The sequence below is a fragment of the Lelliottia wanjuensis genome (genome assembly GCF_030238365.1).
In the GTDB taxonomy this organism is placed as follows: Bacteria; Pseudomonadota; Gammaproteobacteria; order Enterobacterales; family Enterobacteriaceae; genus Enterobacter; species Enterobacter wanjuensis.
Genome location: NZ_JASSOT010000071.1, coordinates 1 through 18,553, shown reverse-complemented (window position 1 = coordinate 18,553; position 18,553 = coordinate 1). Strand labels below are relative to the sequence as shown.

The following is an 18,553-nucleotide window of genomic DNA, read 5'->3' as shown; positions in this document are numbered from 1 at the left end:
CATCCTTTAGCTATTCTTATCGAATACCCCTACTGGATACCCGACAGATGATGACGACACTCGAAAACCCATCTGTGCTTTCCAGTTCGCAGCGCCGCTGCCAGGTGCTTTTGATGCTTTACCTGCCAGGTTTTGCCGTCACCCCGCAAAGCATTATCGATATCAATGGGGTCGACGACGACATCGCACGGCAAGATATAGCCGAGACGCGCGATGAGATCCAGCGCTATCACCGGCTGAACATCGTGACGCATCATGACGGCAGCTTCCGAATTGAAGGTACGACGCTCGATCAACGCCTATGCCTGCTGCACTGGTTGCGCCGGGCGCTGCGGCTTTGCCCGCATTTTATTAGCCAACAGTTTACCCCGGCGCTTAAAACGGAGCTTAAACAGCTCGGCATCGCGCGCACGCTGTACGACGACACCAACCTGCGGGCGCTGATCGGCTTCTGTTCGCGCCGTCTGCAGCGCCACTTTGAGTGCCGCGACGTGCAGTTTCTGCAGCTCTACCTGCAATATTGCCTGATCCAGCATCATCTGGGGCAGACGCCGCAGTTCTCCCCGGTGCAGCGCCACTGGGCGCATTCGCGCGGTGAATACCTGGCGGCGCAGGAGATTGTCCGCCACTGGCAGCGCCGCGTACACCAAAGCCCGCATGCGGATGAGCCGCTGTTTCTGTCGCTGCTGTTTATGATGCTGCGCACCCCCGATCCGCTGCGCGATGCCCATCAGCTGGACCAACGCCTGCGCCACGCCATCTCACGCATGATTGGCCGTTTTCGCGGCCAGACGGGCATGCGCTTTAGCGATGAACAGGGGCTGACGGATCAGCTCTACATCCACCTTTCCCAGGCGCTGGATCGTTCGCTGTTTGGCATCGGCATCGACAACAGCCTGCCGGAAGAGATCGGTCGCCTCTACCCGCGCCTGATGCGCACCACAAGGGACGTGCTGTTTGAAGTGGAAGCGGAATTCGGCCTGCGTTTTTCTGATGAAGAGATGAGCCTGGTGGCCGTGATTTTTGGTGCCTGGCTGATGCAGGAGACCGACCTGCATGAGAAGCAGGTCGTGTTACTGACGGGGGATGATAAAGCCTGCGAAGTACTGATTGAGGGGCAGCTGCGCGAACTGACGCTGCTGCCGCTGAACATCCGCTATGTGTCGCTTCAGACGTTCCAGAAAGAGGGCGCACCGCGCGAGGCGGCGCTGATCATTACCCCTTACGCCACCGCCCTGCCGCTGTTCTCGCCGCCGCTGATCCACGCCGTGGAGACGCTCAACCCGCAGCAGCAGGAACATATTCGCGCCATGCTGGAATCATAACGCCACGTTTTGCGCTGCCACTTTGGGACGAACCACCAGAGCCGGCAGCGCCACCAGCGCCATTACCCAGAACACGCCGTGGCCGAGATGCTGATACAAGAAGCCCGCGAACACCGTCATCACCGCAATACTGCCGCCCATCGCCACCGCCGAATAGACCGCCTGGAGACGAATGACTTCGCTGCCCTGACGCGCGGCGATATAGCGCATCGCCGCCAGATGGCAGACGGTGAAGGTCCCGCAGTGCAGGATCTGAGCGACTATCAGCCACGGCAACTCGGTGGTCCAGCCCATGATCCCCCAGCGCAGCACGCCGCACACGGCGGAGAGCAGGAGCAGATCGCGCGCGCCAAAGCGGCGGAACAGCTTTTTGCTCAGCGCAAAAATGATAACTTCCGCCACCACGCCGAGCGACCATAAATACCCGACCGCCGAGGCGGAATATCCCGCGCCCTGCCAGTAAATCGCGCTAAAACCGTAGTAGGCCGCATGCGCGCCCTGCAACAGACAAACGCAGGCGAGAAAACGCCAGCTTTGCTTAATCAGTGTGCTCCACGCAGCCCAGCCGGTGCTCTCCTGATGGCGGCTTTCGCCCTGCGGTTTGACCGAGGGTTGCAGCAGCATACCCAGCAGCATCGAGGCAATGCCCACGCTGAGCAGCGCCAGAATCGCCCGATAGTCATAGAGACTGACCAGCTTGCCCACCAGCGCCGAGCCAATCACAAAGGCCACCGATCCCCACAGACGCACACGCCCGTAGTCCATCGTCACCTGTTTTTGCCAGGTGTTCGCCAGGGCATCCGTCAGCGGAACCAGCGGCGAGAAGAAGAGGTTAAAGCCGACCATTACCACCATCAGCCAGGCAAACTGCTGGCTGACCCAGAAGCCCGCGAGGAAGACCAGTGTGAGAAGCGCGAGAATGCGCATGGCTTTTATGAGCAGAGAGGGATCGCTGACGCGCGGCGCAATCAGCAGGCTGCCGAGGAATCGCGCTACCAGGCCTGCGCCCAGCAGCACGCCGATGGTTTCCGGCGTCAGGCCGATACCTTTGAGCCACACGCTCCAGAAAGGCAGAAAAATACCGTAGCTAAAGAAGTAGGTAAAATAGCTGAGCGCCAGCCAGCGCGTGGAATGCAAACCCATGAATCCCTCCCGTTTTGGAGGCGCTAGTCTGGCGCTAAACAGGGGCTGGCGCAAGCGTGTATTAACAGCCGATTAACAGGAACTTATCGCCGTATCGACGGCAATTTCCATCGCCAGACGGGTGCTGTCACCCCGGCCTAACGCCACTAATCCTGGCTGTCCGGCCTGATGATGGGCGTTCACCGGATGGCTCTGGGGTTCGAGGCATAAGAATGATTCACCCGACATTCGAAACAGCATCAGCCACGGAGTTTGCGATGATAATGTGACCGTCATCACATCGCGCTGGATCTGCGCCACCCCGTTCCAGCCGGAATAGCCCACATTCAGCCAGCCGCTCTCGCCGTGTTTTGCCTCGCCGAAGTCGATCGCCGGTGGAATTTCCCCCTGCCATGCCAGCGGCAGATGTTTCTCCCCTTCCGGCCAGTAGCCGCTGGCGGAAAACTGCACGCGGCTGCCCTCATCAAACACAAACCACGGATGGAAGCCGAGACCGTAGAGCATCGGGTTTTGGCCGAAGTGCGTGAGAGTTAATTCTGCCCGCAGAACGTTTTCCCGCAACCCGTAGCGCAGCTCAGCCAGATAGTCGAAACCGCAGGAGTGCTGGCTGCGAAGCAGAAGCAGGCACTCCGTGTCGGAGACGGATTCGACTGTCCAGCGCTCGAGCCAGCCGTTACCGTGCAGGAAGAACTCATCATCGACCGGGCTGTGCGGCAGCGCAATCTCTTGCCCCCGAAACGAAAAGCGATTCCCGGCGACGCGGTTGGCCAGCGGCAGCATCGGGAACAGCGCGCTGTCGCCGTGCTCCCACAGAACGGGCGTGTGATGTGTGAGGGAAAACAGCTCGCGCAGCCCGCCGCCCTGCGGATTGACGCTAAGGCGCAGATGCGCGTTTTGCAGCAGTAATGAGTCTGTCATCAGTGCACCCGCCCGGCATTCGCCGCGTGAGCGGTTTTGCTGTGCTGTTTCTCAAGCTGTTCTTCCAGCGCTTCGAGGGTTACGCCTTTGGTTTCCGGGACGTTACGCAGAATATAGAGGAACCCGGCCGCACAAATCACGCCGTAGAGCAGGAAGCTGCCCGCCGCGCCCAGCCCGGCATTGAGCAGCGGGAAAGTGTAGGTCAGCAGGAAACAGGCCACCCACAGGGCCAGCGTACCAAGGGACATCGCCAGGCCGCGCACGCGGTTGGGGAAGATTTCCGAGAGCAGCACCCAGGTGACCGGGGCCAGCGTCAGGGCGTAGATCGCAATCGCCGCCAGCACCAGCAGCAGGACCGGCCAGCCCATGATGTTCATCGCATAAGCGCTGGCGATCAGCACATAGATAATCGTCAGGCCCGATGCGCCCAGCAGCATCAGCTTGCGGCGACCAATTTTGTCCACCAGCGGCAGCGCGGCGACGGTAAAGACGAGGTTGATAATGCCCGTCGCCACAATCGATTTCAGCGTGTCGTTGATATCAAACCCGGCGGAGGCAAAGATCTCCTGCGCGTAGTTGAAGATCACGTTGATCCCACACCACTGCTGGAACATCGCCAGCACCATCCCGATGATCACAATTGGTTTGATTTGCGGCTGCAGCAGCGTCGAGTAAGAGACTTTCTGGGTGTCTTTTTCCAGCGTATGGGCGATCTCTTTCAGCGTCTGGCTGGCGTATTGCGCGGTGCCAATACGTTCCAGCATGGCGCGCGCGCGTTCCGGTTTGCCGACTTTCATCAGCCAGCGCGGAGATTCCGGTACGAAAAACATCAGCAGTAAAAAGGCCAGAGCGGGCACCAGCCCCGCGCCAAACATCCAGCGCCAGCCGATTTGCCCGTTCCAGCTGTGGAGGATGGTCTCCTGCGTTGCCCCTGCCGCTACCGGCTCGGCGATCATCAGGTTCACCAGCTGCGCGGCCAGCACGCCGACCACGATGGTAAGCTGGTTGATCGCCACAAAGCGACCGCGTTTTTCCGCCGGGCTGACTTCGGCGATATAGAGCGGGCTGAGCGCCGAGGCAAGCCCAATCCCGATGCCGCCGATAATGCGAAACACCACGAAAATCTCAAAATTGCTCGCCAGCGCCGTGCCCAGCGCCGAGATACTGAACAGCAAAGCCGAGAGAATGAGTGGGCGCTTACGCCCCAGTTTGTCAGCGCACCAGCCGGAGATCAGCGCGCCAACAATACAGCCCACCAGCGCGGAGCTCATCGCCCAGCCGGACTGGGCCGGATCGGTTATCGAGAACCAGGCTTCATAGAAGGGTTTGGCCCCGCCGATCACCACCCAGTCGTAGCCAAACAGCAGCCCGCCGCAGGCGGCGACCAGGCAGATGGTCCAGACGTAGCCCATTTTCAGTTGTGTCTGTGCGTCATTATTCATCGTGATTCCTCTTTAAGGGAATGCAGGGAACAGAGGGTTAACAGGCGGGTTTCCCCGCCTGTCGGGTCAGTTAGTGAAAAATGCCAGCCGCCTGCGCGTGCTGAACGAAATGCGCTTTGTCGTGCGCCGGATTCAGGGTTAACAGGGTATCGAGGCACCGCTGGCTGGCGGTGAAATCCCCCAGTCCCGCGTGGCCGAGCGCCTCGATAAACAGGCAGTGCTGCTGATGCTGTAGCCCGGCGGGCGCGTCTAGCACCACCAGATCCGGCAGCGACACGGCAAAGAAATCGGCCTCAGGCACCTCGTCGTGATGCGCTTTCGCCCAGGCCAGGAACCCGTTGAAGTGGCGCTTCGCTGCGGCGCTGTCGCCCAGGGCGCGCATCGCCATTCCCTGCCAGAAGAGATAATCCGCAGGCTGGTCGTTGTAGTAGCGCCCGGCATCGAGCGACGATCCGCCCTGCGCCGCGCGGGTGAAACAGCGCTGCGCCTCGGCCTGGCTGTCGAGCCGCGCGTGGCAGTACCCGAGCAGATACCCGATATCGTTATCCGTTTGCCCCGGCAGACGCCCTTCCCCGAGGTTATGCGGATAGCGGAGCGCGGCCTGCAGCAGGTTTATCGCCTCAGCAAAATTCCCGCTGGCAATGTGCTGCAAAGCGCGATGCTGCTGGTTGAGCAGATACTGGCCGGTGACTTTGCCTTCCCCGCCCTCCCACGGGTGGAACTCACGGGTTTTGAGGACATTTGCCGCCTCGGCATAGCGCCCGGTCCCGTTCCACAAACTCAGCAGTTCCGCCGTCAGGTCGTCGCGTTTCAGCGCCACGCTTTGCCGCGCAGTCAGCATGGCGAGGCGTTTTGCTACCGGCTGCCCGGTGAGTTTATTGAGGTAGTCGAGTTCAAACAGGAAGCGCGGATTTTCCGGTTCCAGCTCGACGGCGCGCTGCAGATAGTGCTGCGCCAGCGCCAGATCGTGCTGTTTGTTCCAGGCGTAAATACCAAGCAGACGCTGGGCAGGCGCGAACTGCGGCTCCCGTTGCAGAGTGAATTGCCAGCAGGCCACCGCCTCGTCATAGCGACGTTTGCTGTACCAGAAACAGCCCAGCTGATAGCGGGCAAACGGATCGTCCTGCAGGCTTTGCAGCATTTGCACTTCGTCGAGGGCGTTCGGGAAGCGCACGCGATTGGGCTCGCAACGCCGCGCGGCAGCAAGGTAACGAGCGCGGACATCCGGGTTTTCGCTTAAGGCCGCGCGCCACAGCAGCGGGAGCGTCTCCTGGCTGTCGAGCAGATCCAGCACCTCGCGCGCCGCATCGCTCATCCCCATCGACGTTAACCAGCCCGCCAGCACGCAGGCGTTCGCCCCGCGACAGCCTGTCACCTGACGCAGTTTTTCCCGCGCGACGTCATCCCGGGCGATCGCCCAGCGCGCATAGTGCAGGGCGTAGCTGAGAGGATGGGTGTGCAGACCGGCATCGATAAACGCCAGCGCGTCCACTTCGCGCCCGAGTTTTGCCAGCGCCAGCGCCTTCAGCCCCATCGCCAGGTTATTGCTGGCATTGATCCCGAGACTGACCTCGACTTTTTCCAGCGCGTCAGCGTAGTCACCGCGTTTCATCGCCAGACGCGCCAGGGACCAGAACGCCGCGTCGCGACAGTTGCCGCTCCACGAGGCTTTGTAGTAGTGGTCCCAGGCCTTGTCGTTATCGCCCTGACGCTCCAGCGCCGTCGCCAGAAGCTGGCTGGCCTCGCCATCGCGCGGGTTTTTATTCAGACGATGCGCGCGAACCAGCGCCGCCTCGGCGCACTGCTGCGCCAGCGCCCAGTCGGCGCGGTTGAGCGCCAGCGTGCCGAGGGCGACGTTGTTGCGATAGTCATGCGCATCGAGTTCCAGCGCGCGGCGGTAGTAATCCTCCGCGTAACGGCTGGCGTGGTTGTACTGCTCCAGATGCTGGCCGATGAAATAGAGTTCATCGCCGTTGACGATGTTTTCCGGGAGCGCCGGTGCGGTGGCCGGTGCGGGCAGCGGCGTCTCTTCGGGAATGTGCTCCTGATAGCTCAGCAGCGTGCGGCCTGAGGCGTCTTTGACCGTCAGGGTTAAACGTGCGTCGTGGCCTGCCAGCGTCTGCTGGTGGCTCTCGCCCGGCATCAGGCTGAGGCGCGTTTCCCAGAGCGTGTGACCCTCGGCGCTCAGTTCGAGACTGACGTCCTCCAGCGGCGCGATGGCATAAATCCCCAGCTCGATTTGCGGCGCGTGGCGCTCCAGTTTTAACGCCAGCTGGGTATTGGCGTTCTGCACCATGCCCAGATCGCTGTAGGGCAGAAAATTCTGCACGAACACTTTCTCTTCGTACGGCGCAAGCCAGGTGAAATCGGGCTGGTTATCCGTGAAGACGCCGGTCATCAGCTCGATGTACGGGCCGTTTTCATCCGTCAGATGGCGATCCCAGGCGCGGCCAAACTCTTCATAGCCCCAGGTCCACTGCTTTTTGCCCGGTGAAACGTGGTGATCGGCGACGTGAAGCAGGCCGCCCCGCTCGCCGTGGTGGTACGCCCCGACGAAATCGTAATCAGATTTCTCGGCCATGTAGGAGGTCGGCACCGGCACGTTTTTGTAGCGCGAGATATCCACGCCAACCGAATAGTCGACTTTGTAGTAGGTTCCATGAGCAATCGGGAAGGCTGAGACGTCGCGTTTACCGTGATCGAAGACCGCCGTTACGTCCGGCGGGAAGACGCTCTGATGATCGTCCCCGCCCTTCACCGCCGGGTTGGCCCACCACAGGAAGTGGCGCGGCGTGGCGTTGGGGTTGAACACTTTGCCGGTGATTTCAATCAGGGCGCGATCCGGATAGAGGGTAAAACCGGTCATCACCTGCAGGCCGCGCATCGGTTCGGCCTCGCCCATCCAGACGGTTTGCGCGCCGTTGTCGGCGGGCTGGATGGTGACATCGACGGGCATAAAGGTGGTCGGGCGATGGTGCTGCGGCCAGTTGAATTCGATGCCGCCGGAGATCCAGGGCCCGAGCAGGCCCACCAGCGCAGGTTTCACCACTTCGTTGTAATAGACAAAATCGCGCGCTTTGACTTTGTCATAAGCACGGTGAATTCGTCCGCCCAATTCCGGCAGCAGCATAATGCGGATAAAGTCGTTCTCCATCCACACCGCCTGGTACTTGCGCATTTCGCGTTTGCCCGTCAGGGTGTCGGTGACGCCATAGGGATAGACCGCGCCGGACGAGCCCTGATAGACCCGCTTTTCAAGGAACATCGGGTTGGTGTCTTCGCTGCCTGTGGTCCAGGTGGGGAGAGAGAGAGTTTCTTGCCAGACTTTAACAACTCCGTACATAGCCATTCTCCAGTAAACAAATGTTAGTGAATGAGGGGATGGCAACAGTCTGGCGGAGAGTGATATGTTTTAATTGCTCAAAGCTCACGCAATACAGTTAACGAGGTTTAGTGAAATGCAGGAGTCAGGTCTGAACAATCAGCGGGTGCGACAGCTCAATCGCCAGACCCTGCTGAAACTGGTGTGGAAACACAAGCAGCTGAGTAAATCGCGCTTCGCGCAATTTACCGGTCTGTCGATTCCTGCGGTCAGCAAAATTCTCGACGAGCTGGTGGAGGACGGAAAACTGAGCCACTCCAGTGAAAATTTGAGCAGCAGAGGATTGAACGGCGGCAGTTATCAAATCCCGCCGGAGGGCGATTACATTCTTTGCATGAATGTGACCCCCACCAGCATCGAAAGCCAGCTTTGCGATGCGCAGCTGTCGGCGCTGGGTGAGTTTGAGCGCCGCGCCATCTCCGCCCCCACGCCGCAGGCCCTGTTGGCGGCAATTGAAGCCATCTGGCAGCAGCAGTCCAGAAACTGGCCGCGAAAAACCATCAATCTGGCGCTGGGCATACACGGCCAGGTCGACCCGGTGACCGGGGTGTCACAAACCATGCCGCAAGCGCCGTGGCGCGGGAACGTAGAGATTAAATATCTTCTGGAAGAGAAGCTGCGCGTGACGGTGAAACTGGATAACGACTGCGTGATGCTGGCCCTGGCGGAGAAGTGGCAAAACGCCCAGAACCGCGAGGATTTTTGCGTGATTAACGTCGATTATGGCATCGGCTCGTCGTTTGTGATCAACGGACAGATCTATCGCGGGAATCTGTACGGCAGCGGGCAGATCGGGCACACCATCGTCAACCCGGATGGGGCGATGTGCGACTGTGGCCGCTACGGTTGCCTTGAGACGGTGGCCTCGCTTTCCGCCCTGAAAAAGCAGGCGCGGATCTGGCTCAAAAACCACCCTGCCTCCCCTCAGCAGGATCCTGAAACCTTGAGTTCACAGCAGCTGGTGAACGCCTGGCATGCGGGGGACGAACACGTGATGCGCTGGGTGGAGGAGTCGGCCCATGCGATTGGCCTTAGCCTGTATAACTTCCTCAATATTCTGAACATTAATCAAATCTGGTTTTATGGCCGCAGTTGCGGATTTGGCGAGAGCTGGCTTGAGGCAATTAAACAGCGCATCGGTTTTAATCCCTTTGATCACAGCGACGGCTTAAAACGCAATGCCACCCAGATTAACTTCGGCGGTTTAACCCGCGCCCAACAGGTGATGGGCATTGGTTATTTATATGCCGAAGCCGCGCTGGAAAATGAAGGCTAACGCGATTCAGCTTTTCATTTAATATATTTACCGGAGAAATGTTTTATTACTTCAAATAGTGTTTTAGGGTTTCGATTAGTAATCCGTGTTTACTGAAATATAAACTCCCGCGCAAAGTCCGTTTCATTTTTGCCTCCTACAATTGCCAGCATTCAATTCTCTCCGGGTTCAATAAAATGAATCCACGCTTCCTGGCAATTAGGAGTTTTCAGAATGGAATTAGCACAAGTCAATGAACAAAAGAGCGTGAATAAGGATAATTTCGCGAGCGATAGAGTCTCCTGGAGCACCGCTATTTCATACGGAATGGGAAGCTTTGGGGCAAATGTGATGTATGCCTTCATTGCTATCTATCTGATGCTGTATTACACCGACAGTTTTGGCATCAAAGCCGCGGCGGTGGGATTATTGTTTTTAATCGCTCGTCTTGTGGATGGCGCGACGGATATCGCCCTCGGTATTCTGGTGGATAATACCCACACAAAAATGGGGAAATTCCGCCCGTGGATTTTGGTCGGCAGTATTCTGGTTTCCCTGACCACCGTCGCCTGTTTTCTCAGTCCGAATCTTTCTGAGGCGGGAAAGCTGGTCTACGCCTACTCGACCTATATTTTGTGGAGTATCTGTTTCGCGATTATCGATATTCCTTACTGGTCGCTCTCTGCCGCCATCACGCAGAACCCCACCGAGCGCACCAAAGTGATTACTATCCCCAGAACCATTGCCACCTTTGGCTTTCTCTCCGTCAGCGCCTCGACGCTGTGGCTGGTGAAGTATGTCGGAAGCTGGTGGGCGGTCGCCATTATTTACAGCGTGGTGTTTCTGGTTTGCATGCTGATCACCTTTTTTGGCGTCAAAGAAAAGCATACGGTGCCGCGCAAAGAGCGACAGAGTTTTAAAGGATTCTGGACGCTGTTAAAGCAGCACCGCCCGCTGCGGTTATTACTAATCGGGATGTTCTTATTAGAGATGATTGGCGTGATCCGCGGGACCTTTCAGCTTTACTTCTTTATCTATAATTTAAATGCCGAAATGATGTTAGGGGTTTTCCTGACGGTCTCAATGATTGCGCAGGTTTTAGGTGCCGTCGTTTCTCCGTTTATTTCTGCCAAAATAGGCAAAAAGAATACCGCTATTTACAGCAGCGCGGTCATGGCTTTGGCCTGTATGCTGTTATTCTTTTTCCAGTCAAATATCATAATGATTTTTATCGTCGGTGCCTTAGCGCCCTTCTGCGGCGGAATTGGACAAATCTCCCTCTATTCTATGGTCGCAGATTGTGTGGAATACGGCGAATGGCGCAGCGGTAACCGCTCGGAAGGCATGGTCTTTTCTCTCAATATTTTTAAAACCAAACTCTCCGGAGCCATTGGCGGCGCAATCGGCGGATTTATGCTGTCGTGGGCTGGATATATTCCGCATCAGGTTCAGGCGAGCGAAACCGCCATGTGGATTGGCCTGTTATTTACCCTTATTCCGGGCGTATTAACCCTGTTAAGTCTGGTCCCGCTGGCCCGCTACGAAATTACGGAAAAACGCTTCTACGAAATTCTGAGCGATATCCATCAACGTAACGCCGCGTCCTCAGTCGAGGTGAAAGCATGATTATCTGGAACCCTGAGAAACAGTTTTTCCACCTGCAGAACAGCCAGACAAGCTATGTGATCGGGATTGCGCATCAGCGTTACCTGGTTCACTGCTACTGGGGGAAACGTATTGCCGACTGTTCACAGCCCCATGATTACCCGACGCTCGACCGGTCATCGTTCTCCCCCACGCCGGCGGGCTGGCCGGACAGAACCTTTTCGCTGGATACGGTGTTGCAGGAGTATCCCGGGCACGGCGCGGGCGACTATCGCGAACCGGCCTTTGAAGTGCGCTATGCCGACGGGCATCAGGTGTCGAATCTGCACTACGTCTCGCATCGGATCCTGCCGGGCAAACGCGCGCTCGACGGACTGCCTGCGACATGGGTCAGTTCGCCGGAGGAAGCAGAAACGCTGATGGTCACGATGGCCGATCCCGTCACGCACCTGCAGGTCGAACTCAGCTACACAATTTTTCGCGATCTGCCGGTGGTGACGCGCCACGCGCGGATCACAAACCCTGGCGACACACCGCTGCGTCTGCTGCGCGCCCTGAGCTGTTCGCTGGATTTCCCCGACAGCCAGTTTGAGCAGATCCAGTTCCCCGGCGCGTGGGCGAGAGAGCGTCAGCTGCATCGTCAGCCGCTGAACCCCGGCATAACGGTGCTCGACAGCAAACGCGGGGCGAGCAGTACCCATCAGCAGCCGTTTATTGGCCTGGTTCGCCCGCAGACCACCGAAATGCAGGGCGAGGCGTGGGGGTTGCATCTGGTCTACAGCGGCAACTTTACCGCCCGTACGGAAGTGGATGCGTATCAACAGACCCGCGTTCAGCTCGGGATAAACCCCCATGGTTTTGGCTGGGAGCTGCAACCCGGTGACAGTTTCCAGACCCCGGAAGTGGTGCTGGCCTGGTCGGACGCGGGGCTGAACGGGCTTTCCCATGCGCTACACACACTCTATCGCGACCATCTGGTGCGCGGCCCGTATCGCCATCAGACCCGCCCGGTTCTCGCCAATAACTGGGAATCGACCTACTTCGATTTCAATGAGGAGAAATTGCTGCGCTTTGCGCACAACGCCAAAGCGCTGGGCGTGGAGCTGCTGATGCTCGACGACGGCTGGTTTGGCGAGCGCAATGGAGATACGTCGTCGCTCGGCGACTGGTTTGTGAACCGGCAGAAATTCCCCAACGGCCTGCGCCCGCTGATCGACCAGGTTCATGCCCTGGAGATGAAATTCGGACTGTGGTTTGAGCCGGAAATGGTGTCCCGGCGCAGCAAGCTGTTTGCGAAGCACCCGGACTGGATCCTCAATGCGGGCGATCAGCCGCTGTCCGAAGGACGGAACCAGTACATCCTGGATCTGGGCCGCCCGGAGGTGCGAGACAATATTCTTGAACAGCTGAGCACTTTTCTCGCCAGCCATCCCGTGGATTACATCAAGTGGGATATGAACCGCAACATGACCGAAGTCGGCTCGTCGACAGCGCGGGCCGCACAGCAGCAGGAGACGGCGCATCGTTACATGCTGGGCCTGTACGCCCTGCTCGAGGCGCTGACCACCCGCTTCCCGCACATTCTGTTCGAGTGCTGCGCGGGCGGCGGCGGGCGGTTCGATCCGGGGATGCTGTTTTACATGCCGCAGGCCTGGGTTAGCGACAATACGGATGCCGCCTCGCGGGTGCATATCCAGTACGCCACCAGCATGCTCTACCCGCCGGTTATGCAGTGCGCCCATGTTTCCGAAGTGCCTAACCATCAGATGGGGCGCTCCACCAGCATGGAGATGCGCGGGGCCGTCGCCATGAGCGGGAACTACGGTCTGATGCTCGACCTGATGCACAGCAACGCCGAGCGCGATGACGCCGTGCGCCAGCAGATCGATTTCTACAAACAGCACCGCGAACTGCTGCAGTTCGGCACATTCTGGCGGCTTATTTCGCCCTCGGAAAACCCGGATTTTGCCGCCTGGATGTTCGTCTCCCCCGATCGCAGCGAAGCCCTGCTGATGGCCTTCTCACTGGTGAGCCGCGCCTCGGCCCCCCTGCGCAAAATCCGCCTCGCCGGGCTGGATCCTGACGCGCAGTACAAACTGGACGATCGGCTTCTGGGCGGAGATGAGCTGATGTATCGCGGGATCTTCATCGACCCGCCGCTTAGCCGGGATTACGTCAGCCGCATCTGGCACTTAAGGCGTCAGCCTTAACATTCGGGGGCGTCCGCCCCCTTCATCGTGCTGTTCTGATTATCGATCTTCACATGGAAGAGGAGTAACCCTATGCACTTATCGCGCCCTACTGCGCTGCTTGTCGCCCTGTTTGTGAGCTTGCCCACACTGACCTTTTCAGCCCCCGTGAAGGCGGAGGGATTTGTTGATGATTCCCATCTCACCGGCGGGATTTACTATTCCCAGCGCTATCGCGATAAACGCGATATGACCGTCGGCAGCGAGGATTACGGGCATTACGTGGAAGATCTCCACCACGCCACCTTTAACGCCAATCTCGATTTCGTCTCCGGGTATGCGGCGGATCTGATTGGCCTCGACGTGGCGGGTTTTGCCGCCGCCAACCTCGCCACTGGCAGTGCGGCGCATCCGAACGAAATCAGCCTGAGCTCGGCCAATCAGCGCTGGGGCGAGGACTGGTCCGGCGATAAGGGCGGTTTCAACCTCTACAAAGCAGCCCTGAAAATGAAGTATGAAGATTACTGGATGCGCGCGGGCTACATCCAGCCGTCCGGCCAGACGCTGCTCGCCGTGCACTGGGGCTTTGTGCCCGGTGCCTATCAGGGGGCGGAGATTGGCGGTAACTGGGACTTTGGCGAGCACGGCGCGCTGTCGAGTTCTTACCTGTGGTCGGATAAATACAAAGCCCCGTGGTACACGGAGATGTACGAGTTCCGCGCAGCGGATAACACCACCAAAATTGATTACGTTCACTCCCTTGGCCTGCGGTACGACTTCAAAAACAAGCTGGTGCTGGAGGCCTCGATGGCTCAGGCGGCGGATTTTATGGATCAGTATTTCGGCAAAGTGTCGTACAGCTTCCCGGTGGCCGGAAATGACCTCCGCGTCAGCTATCAGTTCTACGGCGCTAAAGACAAAGTGGGCGATAACACCATCGCTGCCTACGGTTCGGTCAACGATGAGTACGACGGCCTGGCCTGGCTGCAGGGCATCACCCTCGGTTACACCCTGGATACGCTGGATTTTCGCCTCGAAGCCCAGACCGTAAAAGCAGACGGCAATCAGGGCTTCTTCCTGCAACGTATCACTCCGGCCTATGCGAGCTCTAACGGACGACTGGATATCTGGTGGGATGCGGCCTCTGACTTTGATGCCAATGGGGAAACCTCGGCCTTTGCCGGAGTGACCTATGACCTGAAAAATTACGATCTCCCCGGCTGGGCGATTGGCGCGGGCTACGCCTACGGCTGGAACGGTAAACCCTGCACTACCTGTACCGTCGACGGCAAACTGGCCGATCAGAGCCAGCGCATCGATGAATCCGCCTGGACATTCAATATCGCCCACACGGTGCAGACCGGCCGCCTGAAAGGCACGCTGTTTAATCTGCACTACATCAACTACGACAACCACGGCAGTAACCCCAACTACAGCGGCGGTTACAACAACATGTTCCAGGACGAAATCGATATCAAATTTAACGTGATTGCGCCATTCACGATCTTTTAATCGCCGACACTGCACAGGAGAAAAGTGATGAAAATAAGTGGCATAGTGATGAGCATTTTACTGCTGGCAGGCTGCCAGACCCCGCCGTCAGAACGGACCCCGGAGACCATTTCGCCGACGGATTATCAGGCCTGTATTCAGGCCGCCAAAAGCGGGAACGGCGCGGAAAGCGAGGCGAAGTGTGAGAGGGTGATGGAGGATACGCGCTAAGGGTTAAGCGGCTGATTCTTTGGTCTTATGGCGGAGTTCCGGGTTGTGTATTAGCTTTATGATAGATCCCACCCAATAACGAGCCTGCCATGAACACTCTACGCTATTTCGATTTCGGTCAGTCCCGCTCGCTGGTTCTGCTGATTGCACGTATCGCGGTTGTTGTGTTGTTTATTATTTTTGGTATTCCGAAAATGACCGGGTTTGATGGAACGGTGCAATATATGACGTCCCTCGGCGCACCGATGCCGATGCTGGCGGCGATTATTGCGGTGATCATGGAAGTGCCCGCCGCGATTTTGATTGTGCTCGGGTTCTTTACCCGACCGCTGGCGGTGTTATTCGTCTTCTATACGCTGGGGACGGCGGTGATTGGTCACCATTACTGGGATATGAGCGGCGATGCGGTGATGCCGAATATGATTAACTTCTACAAGAATGTGAGTATTGCCGGGGCGTTTCTGTTACTGGCGGTGACCGGGCCGGGGGCGATATCGATTGACCGTCGGTAACACCCAGCCCGATGGCGCTTCGCTTATCGGGCCTACATTCGCAGACAATAAAAAAGGCCGCTTATGCGGCCTTTTAAACTGAAGCGAAAACTTACGCGTAAACAGGGAAACGTGCGCAGATATCCAGCACTTTACCTTTGATACGTTCGATCACCGCTTCGTCGTTGATGTTGTCGAGAACATCACACATCCAGCCAGCCAGCTCTTTCACTTCGGCTTCTTTGAAACCGCGGCGAGTCACAGCCGGAGAACCGATACGGATACCGGAAGTCACAAACGGGCTCTTCGGATCGTTTGGAACGCTGTTTTTGTTGACGGTGATGTTAGCACGGCCCAGCGCGGCATCGGCTTCTTTACCGGTCAGGTTTTTGTCCACCAGATCCAGCAGGAACAGGTGGTTCTCAGTGCCGCCAGAAACCACTTTGTAGCCGCGGTTCAGGAACACTTCCACCATCGCTTTGGCGTTTTTGGCAACCTGCTGCTGGTAAACTTTGAACTCTGGCTCCATCGCTTCTTTCAGTGCCACCGCTTTGGCCGCGATCACGTGCATCAGCGGGCCGCCCTGTGCGCTTGGGAACACGGCAGAGTTCAGTTTCTTATACAGATCTTCGTCACCACCTTTCGCCAGGATCAGGCCGCCGCGCGGACCCGCCAGGGTTTTGTGGGTGGTGGTGGTCACGACGTGCGCGTGTGGAACCGGGTTCGGGTAAACGCCTGCCGCGATAAGACCAGCAACGTGTGCCATATCCACGAACAGGTATGCGCCAATGCTGTCTGCGATTTCACGCATTTTTGCCCAGTCAACCACGCCGGAGTAAGCAGAGAAACCACCGATGATCATCTTCGGTTTGTGGGTCTGCGCCTGCTTCGCCATGTCTTCGTAGTCAATTTTGCCGGACTCATCAATACCATAAGGGATGATATTGTACAGTTTGCCGGAGAAGTTAACCGGGGAACCGTGAGTCAGGTGGCCACCCTGCGCCAGGTTCATACCGAGAACGGTATCGCCCGGCTGCAGCAGCGCGGTGTAGACCGCGAAGTTAGCCTGAGAACCAGAGTGCGGCTGAACGTTCGCGTAGTCTGCGCCGAACAGCTCTTTTGCACGGTCAATCGCCAGTTGTTCAACGATATCAACGTATTCGCAACCGCCGTAGTAGCGCTTACCTGGGTAACCTTCTGCATATTTGTTGGTCAGCTGAGAACCCTGCGCCTGCATCACGCGCGGGCTGGTGTAGTTCTCGGAGGCGATCAGTTCGATGTGCTCTTCCTGACGTACTTTTTCCTGCTCCATAGCCTGCCACAGTTCGGCATCATAATCGGCAATGTTCATTTCACGCTTTAACATCCGCATCTCCTGACTCAGCTAACAATAAAATTTGGCCTAAAAAAGGCTGTCCTGATAGACGACGGGCAACAGTATAACCGAATAGTGTTGCGATAACAGGTCTTGACAAAGGATTTTACGCAAACGTTTACCTCCACGCCACGCAAGGGTTTGAGGAATAAAGACCTCGTGCTTTTCAATGGATTTCTTTTCAGGTTTGTGATGCAACTATTTCATGATGCAAAGAACCATTTACAACACAGGGTTATTTTTCATAAGATGCATTTAAAATACATCATTAAAATAACCGTCAAAGGAAGTTGCTATGTTAGACGCTCAAACCATCGCTACAGTGAAAGCCACCATTCCCCTGCTGGTCGAAACCGGCCCTAAACTCACCGCCCATTTTTACGATCGTATGTTTGCGCATAATCCGGAGCTCAAAGAGATTTTCAACATGAGCAACCAGCGCAACGGCGATCAGCGCGAAGCCCTCTTTAACGCCATCGCCGCCTATGCCAGCAATATTGAAAATCTGGCTGCGCTGCTGCCTGCCGTTGAAAAAATCGCTCAGAAGCACACCAGCTTCCAGATTCAGCCCGAGCAATATGACATCGTCGGCGGCCATCTGCTGGCGACGCTGGATGAGATGTTCAGCCCGGGCCAGGACGTGCTGGACGCCTGGGGCAAAGCCTACGGCGTGCTGGCCGGTGTGTTTATCAACCGTGAAGCGCAAATCTACAGCGAGCACGCCACAAAAAACGGCGGCTGGGAAGGCACGCGCGCGTTCCGTATCGTGGAGAAGACCCCACGCAGCGCGCTTATCACCAGCTTTGAATTTGAGCCGGTCGACGGGCAGCCGGTCGCGGATTATCAGCCGGGCCAGTATCTCGGCGTGTGGCTGAAGCCTGAAGGCTTCCCGCATCAGGAAATTCGTCAATATTCTCTGACTCGTAAAGCGAACGGCAAAGGCTATCGCATTGCGGTGAAACGTGAAGACGGCGGTCAGGTCTCTAACTGGCTGCATAACCATGCCAGCGTTGGCGATGTCGTGCATCTGGCGGCTCCGGCGGGTGATTTCTTTATGGCGGTGGAAGCGAATACGCCGGTGACGCTGATCTCAGCGGGCGTCGGGCAAACGCCGATGCTGGCGATGCTGGATACCCTCGCGGCGTCAAACCACAGTGCGCAGGTTAACTGGTTCCACGCGGCACAAAACGGCCAGGTACATGCTTTTGCTGACGAAGTGAAAACGCTGGGTGCCTCGCTGCCGCGCTTCGCGTCTCACGTCTGGTTTAATCAGCCTGAAAGCGGAGACCGGTTTGATAGCGCAGGGCTGATGGATTTACGGGCTCAGGAAGGGTTGTTCAGCGATCCGGCGATGCAGTTTTATCTTTGCGGTCCGGTCGGGTTTATGCAGTTTGCAGCGGGTCAGCTGGTTAAGCTGGGTGTGAATGCAGAGCAGATTCATTACGAATGCTTTGGTCCGCATAAGGTTCTGTAAGCCAAAAAAGCCGGGTGGCGGCTTCGCCTTACCCGGCCTACAGGGTAAATGCAAAACGGCAACATCGTTGCCGTTTTTAATGTTTTCGCCCTCTCCCCGTGGGAGTGTACGGTCCGGAGACATGGTAGACAGGTGTTCGGGGACATGGTGAACACTATTTAACATCCTTTACCCATGGTGATCGACCTTTTCTTCAGGTCGATCACCCCCACTTTCGTGCTGTACCACCACA

The 18,553-nt window shown here is 57.5% G+C and carries 13 protein-coding genes; 8 read left to right on the top strand and 5 right to left on the bottom strand.

Features of this window, described 5'->3' with window-relative positions; all coding sequences use genetic code 11:
* Nucleotides 1-47 precede the first annotated feature (47 nt).
* A complete protein-coding gene (gene csiE / locus QQF33_RS22005) occupies nt 48-1,325 on the top strand; it encodes a stationary phase inducible protein CsiE (RefSeq protein WP_285146892.1) in 1,278 nt (425 codons plus the stop codon).
* On the opposite strand, the gene QQF33_RS22000 is transcribed toward csiE, so the two are convergent.
* From QQF33_RS22000 to QQF33_RS21985, 4 genes are all read right to left on the bottom strand, one after another.
* Nucleotides 1,320-2,468: a 3-phenylpropionate MFS transporter gene (locus QQF33_RS22000; RefSeq protein WP_285149789.1), complete on the bottom strand. Its 1,149-nt coding sequence runs from the start codon at nt 2,466-2,468 to the stop codon at nt 1,320-1,322. The two genes, csiE and QQF33_RS22000, sit on opposite strands and share 6 nt — an antisense overlap.
* Before the next feature lie 72 nt (nt 2,469-2,540).
* Nucleotides 2,541-3,386, bottom strand: a complete 846-nt coding sequence (locus QQF33_RS21995) for an aldose 1-epimerase (protein ID WP_285158600.1) — start codon at nt 3,384-3,386, stop codon at nt 2,541-2,543.
* Nucleotides 3,386-4,828: a sugar porter family MFS transporter gene (locus tag QQF33_RS21990; protein ID WP_285149787.1), complete on the bottom strand. Its 1,443-nt coding sequence runs from the start codon at nt 4,826-4,828 to the stop codon at nt 3,386-3,388. Before QQF33_RS21990 ends, QQF33_RS21995 begins: the two co-directional genes overlap by 1 nt.
* Nucleotides 4,829-4,898: 70 nt before the next feature.
* Nucleotides 4,899-8,171 carry a DUF5107 domain-containing protein gene (locus tag QQF33_RS21985; RefSeq protein WP_285158599.1) on the bottom strand — a complete coding sequence of 1,091 codons (3,273 nt, stop codon included), beginning with the start codon at nt 8,169-8,171 and terminating at the stop codon, nt 4,899-4,901.
* A 115-nt stretch (nt 8,172-8,286) separates the two neighbouring features.
* Between QQF33_RS21985 and QQF33_RS21980 the strand changes: the two genes are divergently transcribed.
* The 6 genes from QQF33_RS21980 (at nt 8,287) to QQF33_RS21955 (ending at nt 15,493) form a co-directional block, all read left to right on the top strand.
* Nucleotides 8,287-9,486, top strand: a complete 1,200-nt coding sequence (locus QQF33_RS21980) for an ROK family protein (protein WP_285158598.1) — start codon at nt 8,287-8,289, stop codon at nt 9,484-9,486.
* Between the two features lie 213 nt (nt 9,487-9,699).
* Nucleotides 9,700-11,091 (top strand): MFS transporter, encoded by a 1,392-nt coding sequence (locus QQF33_RS21975; RefSeq protein WP_285149784.1) that lies wholly within the window; start codon nt 9,700-9,702, stop codon nt 11,089-11,091.
* On the top strand, nt 11,088-13,280 hold the full coding sequence (locus tag QQF33_RS21970) for an alpha-galactosidase (RefSeq protein WP_285158597.1): 2,193 nt from the start codon (nt 11,088-11,090) through the stop codon (nt 13,278-13,280). The genes QQF33_RS21975 and QQF33_RS21970 overlap by 4 nt, the downstream gene beginning before the upstream one ends.
* Nucleotides 13,281-13,352: 72 nt before the next feature.
* Nucleotides 13,353-14,771, top strand: coding sequence for an OprD family outer membrane porin (locus tag QQF33_RS21965; RefSeq protein WP_285158596.1), 1,419 nt, complete (start codon nt 13,353-13,355; stop codon nt 14,769-14,771).
* Nucleotides 14,772-14,798: 27 nt separating this feature from the next.
* Nucleotides 14,799-14,981, top strand: coding sequence for a ChiQ/YbfN family lipoprotein (locus QQF33_RS21960; RefSeq protein WP_282494177.1), 183 nt, complete (start codon nt 14,799-14,801; stop codon nt 14,979-14,981).
* A gap of 89 nt (nt 14,982-15,070) precedes the next feature.
* Nucleotides 15,071-15,493 (top strand): DoxX family protein, encoded by a 423-nt coding sequence (locus tag QQF33_RS21955; protein ID WP_285149780.1) that lies wholly within the window; start codon nt 15,071-15,073, stop codon nt 15,491-15,493.
* Between the two features lie 91 nt (nt 15,494-15,584).
* Here QQF33_RS21955 and glyA read toward each other — a convergent pair whose 3' ends face one another.
* On the bottom strand, nt 15,585-16,838 hold the full coding sequence (gene glyA, locus QQF33_RS21950; RefSeq protein WP_095282924.1) for a serine hydroxymethyltransferase: 1,254 nt from the start codon (nt 16,836-16,838) through the stop codon (nt 15,585-15,587).
* Between the two features lie 304 nt (nt 16,839-17,142).
* On the opposite strand from glyA, the gene hmpA reads away from it, so the two are divergent.
* Entirely contained in the window at nt 17,143-18,321 is a 1,179-nt protein-coding gene (gene hmpA, locus QQF33_RS21945) for an NO-inducible flavohemoprotein (protein WP_285158595.1), read from the top strand.
* Nucleotides 18,322-18,553: the final 232 nt, after the last annotated feature.

Excerpts from the sequence above, each read along its gene's own strand:
- QQF33_RS21955 (WP_285149780.1), top strand. The coding sequence starts at position 15,071 with ATGAACACTCTACGCTATTTCGATTTCGGTCAGTCCCGCTCGCTGGTT.
- QQF33_RS21975 (WP_285149784.1), top strand. The coding sequence starts at position 9,700 with ATGGAATTAGCACAAGTCAATGAACAAAAGAGCGTGAATAAGGATAAT.
- hmpA (WP_285158595.1), top strand. The coding sequence starts at position 17,143 with ATGTTAGACGCTCAAACCATCGCTACAGTGAAAGCCACCATTCCCCTG.
- QQF33_RS22000 (WP_285149789.1), bottom strand. The coding sequence starts at position 2,468 with ATGGGTTTGCATTCCACGCGCTGGCTGGCGCTCAGCTATTTTACCTAC.
- QQF33_RS21990 (WP_285149787.1), bottom strand. The coding sequence starts at position 4,828 with ATGAATAATGACGCACAGACACAACTGAAAATGGGCTACGTCTGGACC.
- QQF33_RS21960 (WP_282494177.1), top strand. The coding sequence starts at position 14,799 with ATGAAAATAAGTGGCATAGTGATGAGCATTTTACTGCTGGCAGGCTGC.
- QQF33_RS21970 (WP_285158597.1), top strand. The coding sequence starts at position 11,088 with ATGATTATCTGGAACCCTGAGAAACAGTTTTTCCACCTGCAGAACAGC.
- csiE (WP_285146892.1), top strand. The coding sequence starts at position 48 with ATGATGACGACACTCGAAAACCCATCTGTGCTTTCCAGTTCGCAGCGC.
- QQF33_RS21965 (WP_285158596.1), top strand. The coding sequence starts at position 13,353 with ATGCACTTATCGCGCCCTACTGCGCTGCTTGTCGCCCTGTTTGTGAGC.
- QQF33_RS21980 (WP_285158598.1), top strand. The coding sequence starts at position 8,287 with ATGCAGGAGTCAGGTCTGAACAATCAGCGGGTGCGACAGCTCAATCGC.
- QQF33_RS21985 (WP_285158599.1), bottom strand. The coding sequence starts at position 8,171 with ATGTACGGAGTTGTTAAAGTCTGGCAAGAAACTCTCTCTCTCCCCACC.
- glyA (WP_095282924.1), bottom strand. The coding sequence starts at position 16,838 with ATGTTAAAGCGTGAAATGAACATTGCCGATTATGATGCCGAACTGTGG.
- QQF33_RS21995 (WP_285158600.1), bottom strand. The coding sequence starts at position 3,386 with ATGACAGACTCATTACTGCTGCAAAACGCGCATCTGCGCCTTAGCGTC.